This window comes from Acinetobacter sp. XS-4 (genome assembly GCF_023920705.1).
Classification (GTDB): Bacteria; Pseudomonadota; Gammaproteobacteria; order Pseudomonadales; family Moraxellaceae; genus Acinetobacter.
In genome coordinates this window covers 474,607-493,271 of sequence record NZ_CP094657.1, presented here as the reverse complement: position 1 = coordinate 493,271, position 18,665 = coordinate 474,607, and the positions used below count along the sequence as shown (strand labels likewise).

20 protein-coding genes are annotated in these 18,665 nt (G+C 38.0%); 10 read left to right on the top strand and 10 right to left on the bottom strand.

The window, feature by feature from the left end; genetic code table 11:
• Positions 1 to 5: 5 nt before the first annotated feature.
• Positions 6 to 839, bottom strand: a complete 834-nt coding sequence (gene pssA, locus MMY79_RS02440) for a CDP-diacylglycerol--serine O-phosphatidyltransferase (RefSeq protein WP_016140141.1) — start codon at positions 837 to 839, stop codon at positions 6 to 8.
• A 41-nt stretch (positions 840 to 880) separates the two neighbouring features.
• Entirely contained in the window at positions 881 to 1,738 is an 858-nt protein-coding gene (gene rlmJ / locus MMY79_RS02435; protein ID WP_252611730.1) for a 23S rRNA (adenine(2030)-N(6))-methyltransferase RlmJ, read from the bottom strand.
• 117 nt (positions 1,739 to 1,855) lie between these two features.
• Here rlmJ and MMY79_RS02430 point away from each other — a divergent pair, with 117 nt between their 5' ends.
• Together MMY79_RS02430 and MMY79_RS02425 are read left to right on the top strand one after the other, a co-directional pair.
• A complete protein-coding gene (locus tag MMY79_RS02430; protein ID WP_252611728.1) occupies positions 1,856 to 2,461 on the top strand; it encodes a 2OG-Fe(II) oxygenase in 606 nt (201 codons plus the stop codon).
• Positions 2,462 to 2,528: 67 nt separating this feature from the next.
• On the top strand, positions 2,529 to 3,056 hold the full coding sequence (locus MMY79_RS02425) for a hypothetical protein (protein ID WP_252611726.1): 528 nt from the start codon (positions 2,529 to 2,531) through the stop codon (positions 3,054 to 3,056).
• Between the two features lie 53 nt (positions 3,057 to 3,109).
• On the opposite strand, the gene MMY79_RS02420 is transcribed toward MMY79_RS02425, so the two are convergent.
• The 4 genes from MMY79_RS02420 to MMY79_RS02405 all read right to left on the bottom strand — a co-directional run bounded on the left by MMY79_RS02420 (position 3,110) and on the right by MMY79_RS02405 (position 7,392).
• Positions 3,110 to 3,355 (bottom strand): DUF2789 family protein, encoded by a 246-nt coding sequence (locus MMY79_RS02420; RefSeq protein ID WP_016140137.1) that lies wholly within the window; start codon positions 3,353 to 3,355, stop codon positions 3,110 to 3,112.
• Between the two features lie 176 nt (positions 3,356 to 3,531).
• Positions 3,532 to 4,518, bottom strand: a complete 987-nt coding sequence (locus tag MMY79_RS02415) for a malate dehydrogenase (RefSeq protein WP_252611724.1) — start codon at positions 4,516 to 4,518, stop codon at positions 3,532 to 3,534.
• Positions 4,519 to 4,729: 211 nt separating this feature from the next.
• Positions 4,730 to 5,392: a hypothetical protein gene (locus MMY79_RS02410; RefSeq protein ID WP_004789563.1), complete on the bottom strand. Its 663-nt coding sequence runs from the start codon at positions 5,390 to 5,392 to the stop codon at positions 4,730 to 4,732.
• Between the two features lie 56 nt (positions 5,393 to 5,448).
• Positions 5,449 to 7,392, bottom strand: coding sequence for a lytic transglycosylase domain-containing protein (locus tag MMY79_RS02405; RefSeq protein WP_252611723.1), 1,944 nt, complete (start codon positions 7,390 to 7,392; stop codon positions 5,449 to 5,451).
• Positions 7,393 to 7,679: 287 nt separating this feature from the next.
• On the opposite strand from MMY79_RS02405, the gene miaB reads away from it, so the two are divergent.
• The 3 genes from miaB to ybeY are packed head-to-tail and all read left to right on the top strand — an operon-like array spanning position 7,680 to position 10,749.
• Complete coding sequence (gene miaB, locus MMY79_RS02400) at positions 7,680 to 9,131, top strand: tRNA (N6-isopentenyl adenosine(37)-C2)-methylthiotransferase MiaB (RefSeq protein WP_252611721.1); 1,452 nt, start codon at positions 7,680 to 7,682, stop codon at positions 9,129 to 9,131.
• Between the two features lie 37 nt (positions 9,132 to 9,168).
• Positions 9,169 to 10,257: a PhoH family protein gene (locus MMY79_RS02395; RefSeq protein WP_252611719.1), complete on the top strand. Its 1,089-nt coding sequence runs from the start codon at positions 9,169 to 9,171 to the stop codon at positions 10,255 to 10,257.
• A 9-nt stretch (positions 10,258 to 10,266) separates the two neighbouring features.
• A complete protein-coding gene (gene ybeY / locus MMY79_RS02390) occupies positions 10,267 to 10,749 on the top strand; it encodes an rRNA maturation RNase YbeY (protein ID WP_252611717.1) in 483 nt (160 codons plus the stop codon).
• A 100-nt stretch (positions 10,750 to 10,849) separates the two neighbouring features.
• Here ybeY and MMY79_RS02385 read toward each other — a convergent pair whose 3' ends face one another.
• Positions 10,850 to 11,734: a TonB family protein gene (locus MMY79_RS02385; protein ID WP_252611715.1), complete on the bottom strand. Its 885-nt coding sequence runs from the start codon at positions 11,732 to 11,734 to the stop codon at positions 10,850 to 10,852.
• Between the two features lie 232 nt (positions 11,735 to 11,966).
• Here MMY79_RS02385 and MMY79_RS02380 point away from each other — a divergent pair, with 232 nt between their 5' ends.
• The 3 genes from MMY79_RS02380 (at position 11,967) to MMY79_RS02370 (ending at position 14,157) form a co-directional block, all read left to right on the top strand.
• A complete protein-coding gene (locus MMY79_RS02380; RefSeq protein WP_202743268.1) occupies positions 11,967 to 12,638 on the top strand; it encodes a hypothetical protein in 672 nt (223 codons plus the stop codon).
• 158 nt (positions 12,639 to 12,796) lie between these two features.
• On the top strand, positions 12,797 to 13,510 hold the full coding sequence (locus tag MMY79_RS02375; protein ID WP_252611713.1) for a DUF3108 domain-containing protein: 714 nt from the start codon (positions 12,797 to 12,799) through the stop codon (positions 13,508 to 13,510).
• 71 nt (positions 13,511 to 13,581) lie between these two features.
• Positions 13,582 to 14,157 (top strand): xanthine phosphoribosyltransferase, encoded by a 576-nt coding sequence (locus tag MMY79_RS02370; protein WP_004789579.1) that lies wholly within the window; start codon positions 13,582 to 13,584, stop codon positions 14,155 to 14,157.
• 47 nt (positions 14,158 to 14,204) lie between these two features.
• Here the strand turns inward: MMY79_RS02370 and wrbA are convergent, their stop codons facing one another.
• Positions 14,205 to 14,813 (bottom strand): NAD(P)H:quinone oxidoreductase, encoded by a 609-nt coding sequence (wrbA, locus tag MMY79_RS02365; protein WP_252611711.1) that lies wholly within the window; start codon positions 14,811 to 14,813, stop codon positions 14,205 to 14,207.
• Positions 14,814 to 15,173: 360 nt separating this feature from the next.
• Between wrbA and MMY79_RS02360 the strand changes: the two genes are divergently transcribed.
• Positions 15,174 to 16,421, top strand: a complete 1,248-nt coding sequence (locus tag MMY79_RS02360; protein ID WP_016140126.1) for a YihY family inner membrane protein — start codon at positions 15,174 to 15,176, stop codon at positions 16,419 to 16,421.
• A gap of 106 nt (positions 16,422 to 16,527) precedes the next feature.
• Here MMY79_RS02360 and MMY79_RS02355 read toward each other — a convergent pair whose 3' ends face one another.
• Both MMY79_RS02355 and MMY79_RS02350 read right to left on the bottom strand, forming a co-directional pair.
• Positions 16,528 to 17,169, bottom strand: coding sequence for a fumarylacetoacetate hydrolase family protein (locus MMY79_RS02355; RefSeq protein ID WP_252611709.1), 642 nt, complete (start codon positions 17,167 to 17,169; stop codon positions 16,528 to 16,530).
• A gap of 39 nt (positions 17,170 to 17,208) precedes the next feature.
• Entirely contained in the window at positions 17,209 to 17,706 is a 498-nt protein-coding gene (locus MMY79_RS02350) for a YcxB family protein (RefSeq protein ID WP_252611707.1), read from the bottom strand.
• Between the two features lie 220 nt (positions 17,707 to 17,926).
• Between MMY79_RS02350 and MMY79_RS02345 the strand changes: the two genes are divergently transcribed.
• A complete protein-coding gene (locus tag MMY79_RS02345) occupies positions 17,927 to 18,619 on the top strand; it encodes a nitroreductase family protein (RefSeq protein WP_252611705.1) in 693 nt (230 codons plus the stop codon).
• Positions 18,620 to 18,665: the final 46 nt, after the last annotated feature.

Below are 18,665 nucleotides of genomic sequence, written 5' to 3'. Positions count from 1 at the left end.
CTATTTTATGTTTTTATTGTTTCATTACTTTTGCGTGCAAATAGTGTCGTAACAAAACCAGAGAGAGCATAGATAATTGAAACAGTCAAAATGCCCATTGGAATATTATAAGTGATTGCTGCAAAAATCAGTACTACTGGCAACATAACTACAAAGGGAACGCGCTTACGGTCCATTTGTTTGAAAGAGTAATATTTAATATTGGAAATCATGAGCAATCCCACAACAACCATAATCACGGCATTAATGCTTTTAATCGCAATATCACGTAAATCAAAAATGAAAGGATAATCGCGAGCAACCCACACAAGTGAAATAATGATAATGGCAGCGAGTGGACTCGCAATTCCGATAAAATAGCGCTTATCAACAACACCAATTTGCACATTAAAACGCGCTAAACGGAAAGCAGCACATGCTGTATAAACAAAACAACATGCTAAGCCAATACGACCTAAATCATGCAAACTCCAGCTATACATCAGCATTGCCGGAGCTACACCAAAAGCTAACAAGTCAGAGAGAGAATCATACTGCTCACCAAAAGCACTTTGAGCACCGATCGCTCGAGCAACTCGCCCATCTAGACCATCTAGTAGTGCTGCTATAAAAATGGCATAAATAGCTTGGGTAAAATCCCCATTCATACTTGCAATGATGGAATAGAAACCAGACAACAAAGCGGCTGTCGTAATTAAGTTAGGCCAAAGATAAATACCTCGGCGCTTCACTTTTTGTCCTTCCGGATTATCCTCTTCTTCAACCACTTCGAATGTAATCCCATCAAATGAATGTTCATTATGAGTTAAATCTTGCTCTGGTTTAGGCGCATTTGTCATTATTTTCTATTCCAAACATGTGCATTGATTTAAGTTAACTGTTACTCACCTACTAACCAGCGAACCGCAGCGTGACCACCCGTTTCTTGCATGCGTAGATGCGGGAATAACCACTGTAGTGCTTGGTCTGCTTGCTCTGAGAACTGCCAAGGTGGGTTAATCACCAATAGACCACAACCATTCAAACCTACAGGTGTGTCATCTGGCCATACACAAATTTCACAGATTAACTGACGACGAATTCCCGTTTTAAACATTTTCTTTTCAAAACGCTCAATCATCGGTCTGTCTTTAATTGGGTACCAAACTGCAAAAACGCCTGTTGGCCATTTCTTATGAGCTTGTTGTAACAGCTCAACCAATTGCGGAAAATCCTTACGCTCTAATTCGTAAGGTGGGTCAATCATGACCAAACCACGTTTTTCTTTTGGCGGAATTACACCGAGCAAGCCTTCGTAGGCATCACGCTCATGTAAACCTGCACGTTTATCATAAATATTGTGGCGCAATTGTTGAAAGACATCGCGTTGCATTTCAAAAATTGTTGCCTTATCAATTTCACGCATGCCTTGCAAAGCGAACCATGGTGAACCTGGATAACTGCCTTTGCCTTCTTCAGAGCGTAGCTGTTCCACCAACTTCAAATATTGCTGGATTGCTTCAGGTGCCTGACGCTTTTCCATATCAGATATTTGAACTAGACGGTGAATGCCTGTAAGAAACTCTCCAGACTTTTGTGCAGGCGCCAGGGATAAATCATATTTTCCTGCACCTCCATGCGTATCGATATAACGATAAGGTTTATCTTTAGCATTTAAACGGTTGAGAAGCTGTAGCAAAAGCACATGCTTCATAACATCTGCAAAGTTGCCCGCATGGAAATGGTGACGGTAATTCATGTTGACTTTAATTCCTCAATTCAACAAATAGTTTAACATGAAAAAAATATTCTTTCGTAAGGTTGTGATCATCTAAAATAGAGCAGCTTGATATTTTTACGATCTACTCGAGGTTATATGCTCTCTCACCCGCTTCCAGACTCATGGGATCTGGATCAAATTCTAGATGATTTAAATACGCATGGCTTTGCGATTATTAATCACGCCTATTCGGATCAATATCGCGCTCAAGTCGCTAACGAGTGTAGCCATCATATTGATGAATTTAGAGAAGCTGGTATTCAAAACGGCGTGGTGAGTAATATTCGTAGCGATCATATTCTCTGGATTAATGATCAACTTCCTATTGCTCAACAGCATATTGAGACCTTAACTTCTTTCTCACAAAATCTAAATCAAGCATTCTATTTAGGAATTAAAGAAGTTGAAGCTCATTTCGCCCGTTATGGTTTGGGTGAGTTTTATGCTTTACACCGAGACAATCCTCAGCAAAAAAATGATCGTATTATCTCAACCGTTTATTATTTACATTCAGAATGGCAAGAAGATTGGGGTGGTCAATTACGACTGCAAGATAAAAATGAGAAGTGGCATATTGTTAATCCCGAGCCAAATCGACTTGTAATATTTCAAAGCAATTTATTACATGAAGTATTACCCTCTAAACAACAAAGGCTCTCCATTACAGCTTGGCTTCGTAGTGGAAATTCGATTTGGGTTTAATGGTTACTCTTTAAATTTGGTAAATGAACCCGATATAAAAGCTATTGATTAAAGAAGGTAATGGCGTATGTCTATTGAAAGTAAAACAATTGTGAACCGAATTGGTGAAACAGACCAACTTTATTTGACTGAAAATACGCCTGAGCTTGCTTTGGAGCGTGCTGAATTACGCATGCAACTTGTCGTATTAAGTCGTGTTCGCCAAGAGCAACTTCATTTTTTACAAGAAGCGATTGTTTTACTTGAACAAGCTCGTATGGAATATGAAGAAATGCCATTGAGCCTATACCTTAATTTGTCTTTACATTTAGCCAAAGCGTATATGCTTTATTTTGAATTAAATAAAGAAAAACGTTTTGCTCTCATTACTCAACAAATTTTGAAACCCTTAGCGCACCATGAACATGCAGATATATATTTCTTCTTGGCTTATGCTTCAGCTGCTCGACAAGAGTCGGCATTGACACGCCATTGGTTAACTAAATATTTATCAACAAGTACGTGTGACCTTGAATTGCTTCATGGCCAACCTGCATTTGACCTTATACGTCATGAGCCTTGGTATAAAGATCAATTAAAAATAAAGACGCATTAAACACTTAATGTAATTAGGCCTGTTTTATATTGAATGTAAAACAGGCCTTCGTTTTATTTATTCAGACTGTCTTCATGTAGCTGTTCATTAAGCTCATCAATCACCACAATCCATTCATCATCTTTTTCCCAATGGCTTTTTAAAAAATCACTTTGACCTTTTGACCAAAAAGAAGCTTCATGTAATTTCTGTTCAGCAGGCAATTGATGTGTTTTGATAAAGCTTTCGATGCTTGCTTCATCTGAATCTAAACCCAGCTGATCAAATAAAAGCTCTAAAGTAGGTTGCTGCTCAAACATTGTTATTCTCCTATAACTTGTTTTAAATCATCTATTAACTAATCTAACAATAAAACCTTCTTATATGCATGATAATGTTTATATTTTCTTGTTGTTTTTTGTGTTTTGTTTCAAATGATTGAATATAAAAAAGCACTCTAAAAAGAGTGCTTTTTTTAACTTATCAAAAAGATAAATTATTTCAACATGTCAGCAATTGCTGCACGTTCTTCTTCAAGCTCATTTAACGTAAAGTTAATACGTTCACGGCTGAATTCATCAATTTCTAAACCTTGAACGATTTTATATTCACCATTCTCAGTTGTTACAGGGAAACCGAACATAACGCCTTCTGGAATACCATAAGAACCATCAGATGGAATACCCATAGTTACCCATTTGCCGTTTGTACCAAGTGCCCAGTCGCGCATATGGTCAATTGCAGCGTTAGCAGCAGAAGCAGCAGAAGACAAACCACGTGCTTCGATAATCGCAGCACCACGTTTACCAACAGTTGGAAGGAACACATCTTTGTTCCATGCCGCATCGTTGATTTTGTCTTTTATGCTTTCGCCATTTACAGTTGCAAAACGGTAATCAGCATACATTGTTGGAGAGTGGTTACCCCAAACTGTTAAGTGCTCGATATCAGCAACTGCAACACCAGCTTTTTGAGCAACTTGAGTCAACGCACGGTTGTGGTCAAGACGCAACATAGCAGTAAAGTTTTTAGCTGGAAGGTCTGGAGCAGAGTTCATAGCGATGTAAGCATTAGTGTTTGCAGGGTTACCTACAACTAATACTTTAACGTCACGACTAGCAACTTCGTTTAATGCTTGACCTTGACCGATGAAAATTTCACCGTTAACTTTTAACAAGTCAGCACGTTCCATACCAGGACCACGTGGACGAGAACCTACCAATAAAGCGTAGTCAGCATCTTTAAATGCAACTTTCGGATCATCAGTCCCGATCATGCCAGCCAATAAAGGGAAAGCACAGTCATCAAGTTCCATCATTACGCCTTTAAGCGCTTGTTGAGCTTTTTCAACTGGAACTTCAAGCAATTGTAAAATAACAGGTTGATCTTTACCTAACATTTCACCGCTTGCAATACGGAATAATAAGCTGTAACCAATTTGACCTGCAGCGCCAGTCACGGCAACACGAACGGGTTGCTTCATGTAATTGTCTCCAATGAATGTCCTTAATCTAGCTAAATAGGAATTCCATCTAACTAAATCATCATAAACGGCAAAGATTGTACTCTAAAGATGTGGCAGATGCATGTAAAAGCGACTCATTTTCACCAAAAGTCTGATAGAAAATACAAATTAATCTTTACAAATAGATTCAATGTATGGTCAGCATTTTTTTACGAAATGATAGTTACCTTTAGTAACTACCTTTAATCGTGATCTCACCAGGGCAATTCGACACCACATGATTTGCACATTGTTTATATTGGCCTTTTACCGTGTAACACACCTTCACTTCCGTTAAAACAACATCTGAACGTGATAACTGACAAGTCAAACGAATACCATTTTGTGGCAAGCTCGGATTAAGACGAGTAAATTGCTGTTTTAAGGCCGACTGTTGAATTTCAACATTTGTCGAACTGGTAAGGCTAGCTGGAATTTTTAAACGTTCAGCAAAGTTAATGACTGTCCGGAAATATTGACTTGCATTCATAGGAACGCATCCCCCGACACTTTTCCAAAGCTGTACACGCGCATTATTATCAGGCATGACCCGAGCTACGACTTTGGCTTGCAATGGAGAAAGAGCGGCCGAACTTTCTGTTGAACAATCGGTTTGATTTGTTTCTGGCATAAGGCCCGTAATTGTCAATGAATATCCTTCAAGACATTTACGTTGTTTCTGTTTAGAGGGATCTAACGCACATGCGGCAGGTGTCATTTGTACGTGCATAACATACCCCTGTAAATTAACAGGTTCGGCATGCAAAACGGAACTCATCAATCCTACCCCTGCACAGATAAGCCACCATGCAAGTTGCAAAATTGAACGAAGTTCCAAATATCTATATTTCATTTAATTAAAACTTGAATATGCCAATTAAAAGAAGATCCATCATCAACCACCTAAACTTAAGGCGATGTACGCATTGGAATGACCTTCATACGTTGTGATAATGATTGAGCCCCTTGCCCCAATATCACACCATAATGTGTCGCATTCGTCATAACATGCTTGACATAGTCTCTGGTTTCTAACAATGGAATTGTCTCTGTATATTGGTCAGCCGAAATTGATTGAAAGTCCGGTTGCCAACGTCTTGCCCGATTAGGCCCAGCATTATAACCTGCCGTTGCCAAAACTGGATTGTTGCTTAACTGCCCCTGAATCATCGACAGATAAAATGTACCATATCGAATATTGGTATTCATTTCATTTAATGCCGCAGGATTATAGGTTTCGCCCATTTGACGTGCAATCAACTTCGCCGTATCGGGCATAATTTGCATAAGACCACCCGCTCCAACATGTGAGCGTGCAGAAGTAACAAATCGGCTTTCTTGTCGCATTAAACCATAAGCCCACGCCGGATCAATTCCTGCATTGTAACTATGACTTACGACATTAGTCTTATGCGGTGTCACATAGCGATACGTATCATTATGTTTATTTGTTGTACGATCCGCTGCGTAAATTGCACGGTCATACCATCCCATGTCATGAGCACGTTTTGCAGCAGCTAACAACACACCATCATCGTGTTGAAGATAAGCTTGTCGAACTGCCCAATTCCATTCTCGGTTGGTATAAGTCGGATTTGCATTAATACGTCTTAAAGTAAAAGCGCGATTAAAGTGAACATTCTGGTCTAAACGTCTTAAATCACTTGCAGTTGGCTGATCATCATAAGGTTGATGATTATAACGTTCGCCCAAACGATCTTTAGCTAAAAGGTTGTGATAGTCATCGCCGCTTTCAGCTAACTTCTTATAAATACGTTGCGCAGTATTTTTTGAATTACTGTCATTGCGCTGCTCTGTTGCACGAGCAAGCCAATATTGCCAGCGATCTTCTTGTTTTTGTGTCACGCTCATACTATCAATAGCACGAATTAAACTTTCCCACGAACCAAATCGAATTGCCTGACGTGCATAAATTTCAGCTTCTTCAGGACTTAAAGGATAACCGTAACTTGCATCAAAATATTGAAGAACTTCACGATTGAAATTATTTTTCATGACCGTGGTGCCACCAATATAAGCCACCGTTCTATATAAATACTTTTGTATATTCTCTGGTGTACCTTGAGCGACACGTTGGACGTTCGAAAAAGCGTTAGGTAAGTCATTATTAGCCAAACGACCTAATGCAAAAATCAAATAAGAATAGTCTGTATCATTTGTTTTAGGCGCACTCCACAAATAATTAAGAGGATTCGCCTGAATTTGATTAAGCTGAGCCAAAGACAAATTCATACCTAAAGTCTGTGCGGTAGCAAGTGCCTGCCCTGTTAAACCAGAACGTAACTGCACCCAAAGACGCTGTTGTTTATCTTGTTGACTCATTAATGGGCTAGATAACATCAAGCGTCCTAAACCCACACAAGATTCAGGTTGTGATTCGGTGGCTAACCATACATCTTTATATTCAGCAAAAACTAATGAATCACCGGTTCTCGCTCTCACCTGCGCCAATGCGCAGTTTTCGGCCTGATCTGGGTTAGTTACATAAGATAGTAAAGGCTGTGCAGATACGAAGTCAGCTTGTTTAACTTTTTCTTCAACATAGTCGGCAGCTAATTTCTCAGCCATTGCTGATTGAGGATAACGCTGAGCAAAACTTACAATCGAAGCTGAAGGTTGAAAGCCAAGATTGCTATTAATTTTCCAATATTCTGGATAGTACCCCAATACATCATTTTGCATAGCAAGCTGATATTGGTCTAATAACGCAGTATTGCCACTATTTGCAGCATTCAATGCATCATTGAACTGCTCTTCGGCAGCATAGGTAAATGAACAACCAAGTAAACACATAGCTCCTAACCAGCTACGATGCATATATTTATTTTTCATTACACGACTATGGATTGATGAGCTCTTTCTACTTGGTCTCATAAATGTGTTAAACCCTGACTATTCACCTTCAAAGCATAGTTTAATTAGTCTTCGTGCTTTCTTTTGTTGTGTTATGTAACTCTATGATTCAACATCATTAAAATTCACATAATTTACTTCAAAAAAACCGTGTCATGTTCTAAAGGTTTACTGTTATCGGTTCGGTCCAAATGCTGCTATAATGAATGGTTTGACCCATTTTGGGCAAATTTATTCTTTTTTAGATCGATCTGTTAGGAGCCTGCATGACGGTTCAAACCTTCATTCCCAATGGTGCCAAAGCTGCCTCAGAAAACACTGTTACCCAGCCAACGCACACCACTGATGTTTCAATAAAAAAACTTTATATTGAAACTCAAGGGTGTCAGATGAATGAGTATGACAGTCACCGTATGGCAGACCTTTTAGGGGACTCTCACGGTTACATTTTAACGAGCAACCCTAATGAAGCAGACATCCTGCTCATGAATACGTGTTCAATTCGCGAAAAAGCACAAGAAAAAGTATTTAGTGAATTAGGGCGCTGGCGCAAACTAAAAGACAAAAATCCAGATCTTGTGATTGGTGTCGGTGGATGTGTCGCCTCTCAAGAAGGCGACAATATTCAAAAACGTGCGCCTTATGTAGACATGATTTTTGGCCCACAAACATTACACCGTTTACCACAAATGCTTGATCAACATAATGCTCAAGTAGAAAAACCTAAAAAAGACAAAATCAAACTCGTTGATATTTCTTTCCCAGATATTGAAAAGTTCGACTTTTTACCAGAACCACGCGTAGAAGGCTTTAAAGCATTTGTTTCTATTATGGAAGGCTGTTCTAAATACTGCTCTTTCTGTGTAGTTCCATATACACGTGGTGAAGAAGTTTCTCGACCTTTAGATGATGTACTTGCAGAAATTGCAGGCCTTGCTGAAAAAGGTGTCCGTGAAATTTCACTTCTTGGTCAAAATGTAAATGGTTACCGTGGTGAAACCTTCGAAGGTGGCATCTGTACCTTCCCTGAATTGTTACGACTCGTTGCAGAAATTCCGGGTATTGGACGCTTACGTTATACAACATCGCACCCACTTGAGTTCTCTGATGAGCTAATTCAGTGCTATGAAGATTTACCTCAAATGGTGTCACATTTACACTTGCCTGTACAAAGTGGATCTAATGATGTTTTACAGGCAATGAAGCGAAATCACACGATTGATGTTTATATCGATAAAATTGCGAAGCTACGCAAAATTCGTCCAGATATGCATTTATCAAGTGACTTTATTATTGGCTTCCCTGGTGAAACCGATGAAAACTTTGCAGAAACATTGCAATTTATCAAAGATTTAGACTTCGACCATTCGTATAGTTTTGTCTACTCAAAACGCCCTGGTACACCAGCATCCGACTTACCAGACACCACACCTGAGCAAGTTAAAAAAGAACGTTTAGCTCAAGTTCAAAAAGTCATTAAGCAGTCTAGTATTGAAAAAACAGATGCCATGTTAGGTAAAATTGAACGCGTACTTATTGAAAAAGTATCTGATCAAGATCCTAATGTTTTAATTGGTACTGCTGACAATACACGCCTAGTCACTTTCGTTGGTGATGCGACTTGGGTTGGTCGTTTTGCAGAGATCGAGATTACTGAAATTAAAACTTTAAATTTTGTTTACGGTGAGCTCTTGAATCTTGAACCTGACGTGGCGTAATGTAGGGGTATTCTAAAGTCTACTGAAAGGTTTTCTCTTGACTGCAGCGATTCGACGTACCGTAACATTTCCTGAAATTTCAATGGAACGTTTAAAGAGCATTCTAGGTGCCTATAATGGGCACCTGAAGCAAATTGAACAGCGTTTAGATGTCAAAATTACTCATCGTGGAGATGTTTTTCACATAGATGGTGAAATAGATGCTGTTGGGAGAGCCGAAGCATTATTGCAACGACTCTACGAAGAGTCTGAGGTATCCCAGCAAATCAGTGCTGATCTATTACACCTCCTCATTCAATCGTCACAAACTGAACGTAATTTCGAGTTGGTTGGTGACGAAATGGATGAACACGATGCGCCGCTAGATGTTTATTTCCAGACCCGAAAAGGCCGCATTAATCCACGTGGTGCCAATCAAAAACGTTATGTACAACGTATCTTACAAAGCGATATTTCTTTTGGTGTAGGCCCTGCTGGTACAGGTAAAACTTATTTAGCAGTTGCTGCTGCAGTAGACATGCTAGAACGTAACGAAATCCAGCGGATTTTACTTGTACGTCCTGCTGTAGAAGCTGGAGAAAAGCTAGGTTTCTTACCTGGTGATTTAACCCAGAAAATTGACCCCTATTTACGTCCTCTTTACGATGCCCTTTACGAAATGCTTGGCTTTGAAAAAGTTGCCAAGTTAATCGAGCGCCAAGTCATTGAGGTTGCGCCTCTTGCATATATGCGTGGTCGCACACTTAACCATTCATTTGTCATTTTGGATGAAGCTCAAAACACAACACCTGAACAAATGAAAATGTTCTTGACCCGTTTAGGTTTTGGCTCTCGTGCAGTGATTACAGGTGACATTACTCAAGTAGATTTACCTAAAGGTCAACAATCTGGTTTGGCACACGCACTGCGTGTACTCGAGAATATTACAGAAATTCATATTACCCGTTTCCATTCCCGCGACGTTGTACGTCATCAACTTGTTCAAAAAATCGTTGAAGCGTATGAAGGATGGGATGGTGAACAACAGCGTCTTAATGCTGAAGCACGTGCTGAACGTAAAGCCCGTCAGGAAGCATTAGTCGCTGAGAACGATACAGCAGCAGACTTGCAACATCAGGATGCTTAAGGATTCATTTTGAAAATCAGTTTAAGTTTACAGCAAGACCTTCAATTACCTGGGTTAGAGCTCAAACGAGCTCTACTCAAAAAAATTATTGAGACAACTTTACGCCACGTTGGTTATAAAGAAGATTGCGAAATTGGCGTTGCTTGTGTCGATTTAGCAGAAAGCCAACAACTTAATCTGCAATATCGAGAGAAAGATAAACCAACCAATGTTTTATCTTTTCCGAGTGATATTCCCGAAGAAGTTTTACCAATGCTCGATGCCTTCCCTCTGGGTGACTTAGTCATTTGTATTCCAGTGGTATTGCAAGAAGCGGTTGAACAAAAGAAAACAGCTCAAGACCACTTTGCACATTTATTAGTACATGGTGTTTTACATTTGCTCGGTTATGACCATGAAACTAGTGATGAAGATGCTGAAGAAATGGAAGGGCTTGAAGTTGAAATTCTAGCAAAGCTGAATATAGACAATCCTTACCAAGAACAGAGCTAATCATTCTTAATTAGATAAAAACCTAGTCTGTCTTCAAATGGGATTTTTTCTAATTAACTAAAATCAATGTGGATAAGCTAAAACTTATCCACATTTTTTATTAATGTACTTCAAATTCTGCTTGAGCCGGATCGAAACGCCACGTACGTACAATCCGTAATTCAGAAATATCTTTCATATTAGCATCGAAATGCCCAAATGGCGCGCCGCGACGTACTGAAGACTTAGCTGCTTCATCTAGTATTGAATGGCCTGAGCTTTCAAGCAATCGGATTGCACGAATCCCGCCTTGAGCATTCAAAATCACCATTAAGCGAACTTCACCTCTTAGCTGTTGTTGTTTGGCTTCTTCTGGATAATAGCGATTACCATACAACTCCACTTTTTCACGGAACTTATCTAAATAAGCAGCTGAGGCATCTTTCTTCGCTTGAACTCCATCTACTGTTTTGATTTTTTGTTGCCGACTGAAATCTTGTCTACGTTGTAAATATTGTGCTTCAAGGCTCGCAACCATCGCCGCTTTTGCCTGAAATTGACTTTGTAATTGTTCTAATTCTTTTTTCCTTTGACTCGCATCAGCTTGTTTTTGCCAACTCAAAACCGTCATTAAGACTTTTTCTTCAAATTTAAGCTCTCTTTGTTGCTGAACCTTTTGCAAACTTTCTAACTGTGCATTTCCAGTTGATGCATTATTAGGCATCGGATTTGGAGTATCGCTAGAAGTACGGTGTGCTTCACGAAATGCACCCGAACCTTGTTGGTCCGCTTGTGCCAAAAAGTCTGCCTGCTGAACTGGCTCATTGCTTGATCGAATTGAAATTGCAATTTCTTTAGTAGATTGCTCAGACGGGTCTGGCATAGCAAAGTGGATGAGCAACACAAAAATATGCAGGAAGATTGCCAATATTGTTGCAGCAATAAAGACTCTGTCTTGCCACCAATGGTAAAAAGGCTTTATGGATAGATTTCTTTTATTCAACATAATCTTAAAAGCATATAAATGCCTTTTCCCCACGGTTTAACACCGAATAAAATATAAACTGATATTCAAATCTGGATAAAAGTGTGATTCACTTCAAATATAGAGTTTTATCCATTTTCATTTTGTCAAAATGTATCAATTAAATTTGTTACACTGCAATATCAAAACTCGTTTTTTATCATAATAAAGATTGTGTTGGTTCTTAAGTAAATTATCTTCTGGAAGTTCTTTTATGCAAACGCTATTTTCATCATTAGTCAGACGCCTTCAAAAAGTCTACCAAAAAGCAGAAGCATTCATTGAAGAAGAAAGAGATTTTACGTTATCACAAACCTTTCTGAATGCGACTTTACAACGTTATGTCACCAATAATGTTGAGTTTTTAGATGATCTCCATGCTGATCTTTATCATGACTGGTTAAGGTTATATGCAACTATGCATGTAAAAGGTCTAGAGACGACATTATCTGTTGATTTAAAACTGATTCAGATGGAATTTAATAAAGAACAACAGCTTTTAGTTTTTGAACAAATTAGTAATACACAAATTATTGAAGCGAAATATAAAAACTTTTGGCAGAAGATTGCCGTAAAAGCCGCTGTTTTTTACTACCATAAAATTTTGAAAAAAGATCCTTTAGGAATGATTCTTGAACGTTTTAATGTAGCAGAAGAACGTGATGAACTTATATTTCTTGACCTCAATCGCTGGTTTGGTAAAAAGGCCAGTATTATCGAGACATTAGGTAAAGTGCATGTAAATTACGCACGAGTTCGTGAGGCTGAGTTAGTCGTATTTGGAAATGTGAATTTAGCAGCGCTACTTTACCGTGATCAGGACGATGATTTTGAAGATGAATTAGAAGATTCTGAAATCACACCAATCCAGCAAAAAGATGTATAGCACTGTTATGAATAAAAATGAATTAACTGCCAAAAAACACAAATAGATTACACATTTAGCATAAATCCTGATTTTTTCTCCATGATCAGCAGGCATAATATGTTCAAGTTATAGATGCATCAGCACTGACTTTTCAGTCTGTACAAGGATATTTACTTATGGCAACAAAATTTCTGAAATCGTTTGGCATCGCAACAGGTATTTCAACAACTTTGCTTTTTGCAGGTTTCTCAAGCCATGCACTTGCCATGAGCCCATTTCAGGCAAATTATCAGTTCACTTATAATAATAAAGGTATGGGTTCAGCTACACGTGCCTTAAGCCAGCAAGGTAATAATTGGACTTATAATTTCACTGCAAAAGCAGGTGGAATTGCTTCTGCAAGTGAAACAAGTAAATTTAGTTTTGCTAATGGTAAAATTGGATCTCAAAGTTTTAGCCGTACCAGCAAAATTTTGATTCATAACAACACCATGAATATTAACTTTAATCCAAACAGCAAAACTATTTCTACCAAGAAAGATGATAAAGCTCGTTCATTTGCTTGGCAGGCCGGCGTACTTGATGAGTTAAATGCAGAATTACAAGTTCGTGAAGATTTAAAAAATGGTTCACTTAAAACCTCATACCCTCTTGCCGATGCAAAAGAAGTTGAAAATCGTCGTTTTGTAAAACAAGGCACTGAGAAAATTAAAACCTCTTATGGCACCTTTGATACCGTAAAAGTTGTTTTAGAACATGGCAGACCAGACCGTAATACTATTTTCTGGTTAGCACCTAAATTGGACTATTTACCAGTTAAAGTCAGCCATGTTGATGGTAAAACTTCTTATGGCCTGTTATTAACAAGTTATACAGGTAAAACGAATTAAAGCTTGCATTTTTTCGGATGCTTTTTAAAATACGCCTTTGCTTTAAAAGCATCCGTCTAGAGGATTCTCCCGTGCACGCACTAGAACAGAAAATCTTAACAGAAGGTATCGTTCTATCTGATCAAGTCTTGAAAGTCGACGCTTTCTTAAACCACCAAATTGATCCTGTATTAATGCAGCAGATTGGTAAAGAATTTGCCGCTCGCTTTAAAGATGCAGGGATTACCAAGATTATTACCATTGAAGCATCAGGTATCGCACCTGCAATCATGGCAGGTTTGGAACTTGGTGTACCTGTAATTTTCGCTCGTAAATATCAGTCATTGACGTTAAAAGATGACTTATATCGCTCTAAAGTATTCAGTTTTACCAAACAAACTGAAAGTACGATTGCGATTTCAAACAAACACCTTCATTCAACTGATAAAGCATTAGTTATTGATGACTTCTTGGCGAATGGTCAAGCAGCATTAGGACTAATTGATTTAATTCACCAAGCAAATGCAGAAGTTGTGGGTGTCGGTATCGTGATTGAAAAATCATTCCAACCAGGCCGTGATTTATTGCTTGAAAAAGGCTACCGAGTTGAGTCATTAGCACGTGTTCTTTCTCTTACAGATGGTAAAGTTACTTTTGTAAAAGAATAAATTGTGCAAATAAAAAAGAGCGGATATCCGCTCTTTTTTTTAACTGCTTAAAGAGAAACTACAAGCTTTTCAACAACCTCACCCAAACGTTTGCCTTGAGCTTCACACAAAATCTTTTCATCCTGACTTAAACTTTGGTCATGGCGGGGGCCGCTTACATGACTTGCCCCATACGGTGTTCCACCCGTTTTAGTATTAGATAAAGCCGGAATTGCATTTGGTAATCCCAAAATCATCATCCCATGATGAAATAACGGCGGTAACATTGTGAGTAAAGTACTCTCCTGCCCACCATGCATTGATCCAGAAGAAGTAAAAACACAAGCAGGTTTATTATGTAATGCTCCATTGAGCCAAAGACTCGTCGTTTGGTCCCAAAAATATTTCATTTCACTTGCCATATTGCCGAAGCGAGTTGGGGAACCTAACGCCAGACCCGCACAATTCGCCAGATCATCTAACGTACAGTAGATATCGCCTTCTGCCGGAATACTTGGTTCAGCTACCGTGACGACTGGAGCAATATTTGGCACTGTCCGAATTTTCACTGACATACCCGCAGACTCAACACCATTGGCAATTAAATGTGCCATTTCTTTAGTAGAGCCATATTTACTGTAATAGAGTACAAGAATGTAAGGTTGCATCGGTTTCATAAATTTTGTTAAAAAGAACACTATACGGTATTTTTTATTTTTTTGGCGAAACCAATTTTATGAAATTCTAGAGGTGATTGATTGTTTAGCATTAAAGGTAACACGAGCAAATTTCTCAAAATCGTTGAGTAAAAGGTTCACCAACTTTTAATGAATCTTATAATCAAACAACAGAAAGCCAACTTTTTTGAAAAGATTATGGCTACAATTTTTTCTATAGCACATAGTAAATTTACAGAACGACTTTAATTCTATAAGTTATTATTTTGCTTTAATCTACGATTTGAGTTCTTAAGCTCATACTTTGATAAGCTATTAATCGCCCAACATGATGATTAAAAAAATCGGGATAGACGACGCATGTTACAACGTTTTTTAAGTAAGCTTCCTTTTTATAATAAAACCTGGTTTCAGTTCGTTTTATATGTATTTAAACGTTTTGAAGCTGATCGGTGCCGTGAACAAGCTGGTTCCCTCACCTATACAACACTATTCGCAGTTGTACCTATGTTAACGGTTTTTTTAGTTATTATCTCTTCAATTAAAGCTCTAGAACCTGCAAGACAACAGCTCCAACACTTAATTTATAGTAATTTTTTACCTAAGAGCACTATTGCGTTTGATAAAGCTTTAAATGCTTTCACAGAGAAATCAAGCAACTTAACCGTTATTGGTGTGCTGTTTTTATTCGTTACTACCGTTTTAATGCTGACCTCAATTGAAACCGTCTTTAATCGTATTTGGCGCGTAAAAGAAACTCGTAGTGGCATTATGGGTTTTATGCGTTACTGGACCATCATCTCTTTAGGTCCGATTATCTTAGGAAGCGCATTTGTCATTTCTTCGACTGTCGCTTCCATGAATATTCTCAGCAATAATTTTGCAGGATATCAACTTGATGGATCATTCATACTCTGGCTGATTTCTTTCTTATTGACTATTGTTGGCTTTTTTATTTTGTATTGGACTATTCCGAATCGAACAGTTCCCGTTTATGCAGCTGGTATAGCAGCCTGCTTAAGTGCTGTACTTTTTGAAATACTCAAAAACTTATTCAGCTTCGTAATGTCAAATTTCACCAGCTATGAACTGATATACGGTGCATTTGCAGCGGTACCTATTTTCCTATTATGGATATTCCTTTCATGGAATATTATTTTACTAGGTGTAGAAGTCAGTTTTGCTTTAACTGCTTTTCACTCAGGTAAAGAGCAAAAACGACATCCTGTTCTAATGCTATTAGATATTCTTGAGTTGTTTTATAAAAAGCAAAAGCTGGGTGAAAGTGTAAGTGATAAAGAAGCCTTAGAAATTTTAGGCCGTGGAGAAATTGGCCGCTGGCCGGCTTATGTACTTTTACTTGAAGAACAAAATTTAGTTAAACGCACTGATAAAGATGAATATGTTCTAGCACGTAATTTATCCCAAGTTGATTTCTGGAGTTTTTTCACAGCTCTTCCGTACCCATTACCTTTACGTCAAGATGTCCAAAATGTGCATGATGACGATGAATGGATGGAAAAAATTGGACCAGCACTCATTGAGTCTAATGATTATTTGGCTGCAAAACTTTCTATCCCTCTTTCAACAGTTTTTGAAGAGAAATAGAAAAATAGGACGATTTATTACTATAAATGTCTTCCACTTCTAGACAATAAAAAACCCCCATTATTGAAAAATAATAGGGTTTTTTATTGGAAAATTTAGAAAAGGATTATGCCTTTACAAAAGTTTCCCATGCAAAATCTTGTGTTGCACCTTTTAATGTCATTTTCAACTGATCACCCGAGTGTAATGGCCCAACACCAGCAGGTGAACCTGTCATAATCACATCACCCGGCTCTAATGAAAAGACCTGATTAATATCAGTTAATAGATCGCCAATCGTAAACATTAATAGTTCAGTATTACCGTCTTGACGTAGCTCATCATTAATATGGAAAGTGAATTTGGTCTCTTGCCAGTCGGTAATTTCTTTTGTATCTACCCAATCAGCCAATACACAAGCACCATCAAAAGCTTTTGCACGTTCCCATGGGTGACCTTTACTTTTCAGATCATTCTGTAAATCACGCATCGTTAAATCAAGACCTAATGTCACCGCACCAATCGCTTTCAATGCTTTTGCAGGATCTGTTTCACCTTTTAAAGGTTGGTCAATGCGTAAAACTAACTCACACTCAAAATGACAACTGCCCCAAGCTGGATTCCAAGAAATACCGTCATTTAAACCAATCAAACTACTAGGTGGTTTAATAAATAATATAGGTCTGTCAGGCATAGCATTATTTAATTCTTTAACATGATCGGCATAGCTTCTGCCTACGCAAACGATTTTTGAAGGACGTGTACTCATGGGGCTTCCTTTGTTGTTGCGGCTAATAATTCCAATAATTTATTTCTTAAATGTATTTTCAAATATCGTTTGATCTGAAACCTGTGCAAATGCGCGCTTTGGCACAATAATTACAGTTTTATTTTTTAACTCAAGCATGTACGTCAGCTTACCTTTAGCAAAGGTTTGCACATCCGCATATTGCACCACTTGCTTACGATCACTGGAATAAAGCTCAAAATAATCTTGATATAGGTCGATTCCCTGCTCGCTCTTCCCAAACTGATAACGAACAAATTGACGTTTAAATAACATCGGTAAAAGCCAGTAACGCATCAACCCTTGCATCACCAGAAAAAACAGACCTAAACCAACATAATATCGGCCAACCCCAGAGAAACCTAAATAAAGTCCCCAAATAATAATTGCGATACTAATTGCAGGTGTTAGAAAACGGGTAAATTGTTTTTTCCCAAATGTTACTAAAGAAAATCCATCTTGTGATTCTTCTAAATTCAAATAGTAACGTAAAGATAAAGCTGTTTTTTGCTCAGTCATTGCAATGCATCAATACTCAATAAATCGAAACTATTAGAGCATATTCATTTCAGCTTTAAAATGAATCAAAGGCTATTTTTTGTTTTGTTCAAAAGAAACAACGGTTCGATTGATAAATATTTTTCGTTGCATATATGGAACGTAGATTCATATTTTTTGAGCTTATTTCACTTTTTAAAATTTCTACAATAAGAGCATCACCTTCTTAGTAGAATGTCTCATGTCTTTTTTTGCAAAATTATTTGGCTTAAATCAAAAAGCAACAGTCTCAAAAGATGTGGTTACGCAAACCACTCAAGAGATGAATCTTTCACATGAACCAAGCTTTTTAGAATTAATTAAAAAACGTCGTTCTATTTATTCAATAGGAAAGAACCTAAAACACTCACCGAATGAAATTGAAAAATTAATTCAAGAAGCTGTAAAACATAGCCCATCTGCTTTTAACTCCCAGTCTTCTCGCGTTGTGATTTTATTTGATCAATCTCACCAGAATTTCTGGAATATTGTTTTAGATGTATTAAAAACAATTATTCCTGCAGAAGCCCTAACTGGAACTGAACAGAAAATTCAAAGTTTTGCAGCAGGTGTAGGTACAGTATTATTTTTTGAAGACCAACATGTGATCAAAGATCTACAAGAACAATTCGAAGCGTATGCAGATAATTTTCCAATCTGGTCTGAGCACTCAACAGCAATTGCACAATTTGCAGTATGGAACGTACTTGCGGAACAAGGTATTGGTGCCTCGCTGCAACACTATAATCCAATCATTGATGAGAAAATTAATGCTGCGTTTAATGTTCCCGCTCACTGGAAATTAAGAGCTCAATTAGTATTTGGTTCAATCGAAGGCGAAGCCGGAGAAAAAGCTTTTATTGAAGATGAAAGCCGCTTTAAAACATTTGGCTAATTTTTAATTCTTTTTAAAGCTGGTTGCTATGAGCACTGGCTTTTAA

What these genes read in the sequence shown, in the direction of transcription:
- pssA (WP_016140141.1), bottom strand. Translation starts at nt 839, where the DNA reads ATGACAAATGCGCCTAAACCAGAGCAAGATTTAACTCATAATGAACAT.
- rlmJ (WP_252611730.1), bottom strand. Translation starts at nt 1,738, where the DNA reads ATGAATTACCGTCACCATTTCCATGCGGGCAACTTTGCAGATGTTATG.
- MMY79_RS02430 (WP_252611728.1), top strand. Translation starts at nt 1,856, where the DNA reads ATGCTCTCTCACCCGCTTCCAGACTCATGGGATCTGGATCAAATTCTA.
- MMY79_RS02425 (WP_252611726.1), top strand. Translation starts at nt 2,529, where the DNA reads ATGTCTATTGAAAGTAAAACAATTGTGAACCGAATTGGTGAAACAGAC.
- MMY79_RS02420 (WP_016140137.1), bottom strand. Translation starts at nt 3,355, where the DNA reads ATGTTTGAGCAGCAACCTACTTTAGAGCTTTTATTTGATCAGCTGGGT.
- MMY79_RS02415 (WP_252611724.1), bottom strand. Translation starts at nt 4,518, where the DNA reads ATGAAGCAACCCGTTCGTGTTGCCGTGACTGGCGCTGCAGGTCAAATT.
- MMY79_RS02410 (WP_004789563.1), bottom strand. Translation starts at nt 5,392, where the DNA reads ATGAAATATAGATATTTGGAACTTCGTTCAATTTTGCAACTTGCATGG.
- MMY79_RS02405 (WP_252611723.1), bottom strand. Translation starts at nt 7,392, where the DNA reads ATGAAAAATAAATATATGCATCGTAGCTGGTTAGGAGCTATGTGTTTA.
- miaB (WP_252611721.1), top strand. Translation starts at nt 7,680, where the DNA reads ATGACGGTTCAAACCTTCATTCCCAATGGTGCCAAAGCTGCCTCAGAA.
- MMY79_RS02385 (WP_252611715.1), bottom strand. Translation starts at nt 11,734, where the DNA reads ATGTTGAATAAAAGAAATCTATCCATAAAGCCTTTTTACCATTGGTGG.
- MMY79_RS02380 (WP_202743268.1), top strand. Translation starts at nt 11,967, where the DNA reads ATGCAAACGCTATTTTCATCATTAGTCAGACGCCTTCAAAAAGTCTAC.
- MMY79_RS02375 (WP_252611713.1), top strand. Translation starts at nt 12,797, where the DNA reads ATGGCAACAAAATTTCTGAAATCGTTTGGCATCGCAACAGGTATTTCA.
- wrbA (WP_252611711.1), bottom strand. Translation starts at nt 14,813, where the DNA reads ATGAAACCGATGCAACCTTACATTCTTGTACTCTATTACAGTAAATAT.
- MMY79_RS02360 (WP_016140126.1), top strand. Translation starts at nt 15,174, where the DNA reads ATGTTACAACGTTTTTTAAGTAAGCTTCCTTTTTATAATAAAACCTGG.
- MMY79_RS02355 (WP_252611709.1), bottom strand. Translation starts at nt 17,169, where the DNA reads ATGAGTACACGTCCTTCAAAAATCGTTTGCGTAGGCAGAAGCTATGCC.
- MMY79_RS02350 (WP_252611707.1), bottom strand. Translation starts at nt 17,706, where the DNA reads ATGACTGAGCAAAAAACAGCTTTATCTTTACGTTACTATTTGAATTTA.
- MMY79_RS02345 (WP_252611705.1), top strand. Translation starts at nt 17,927, where the DNA reads ATGTCTTTTTTTGCAAAATTATTTGGCTTAAATCAAAAAGCAACAGTC.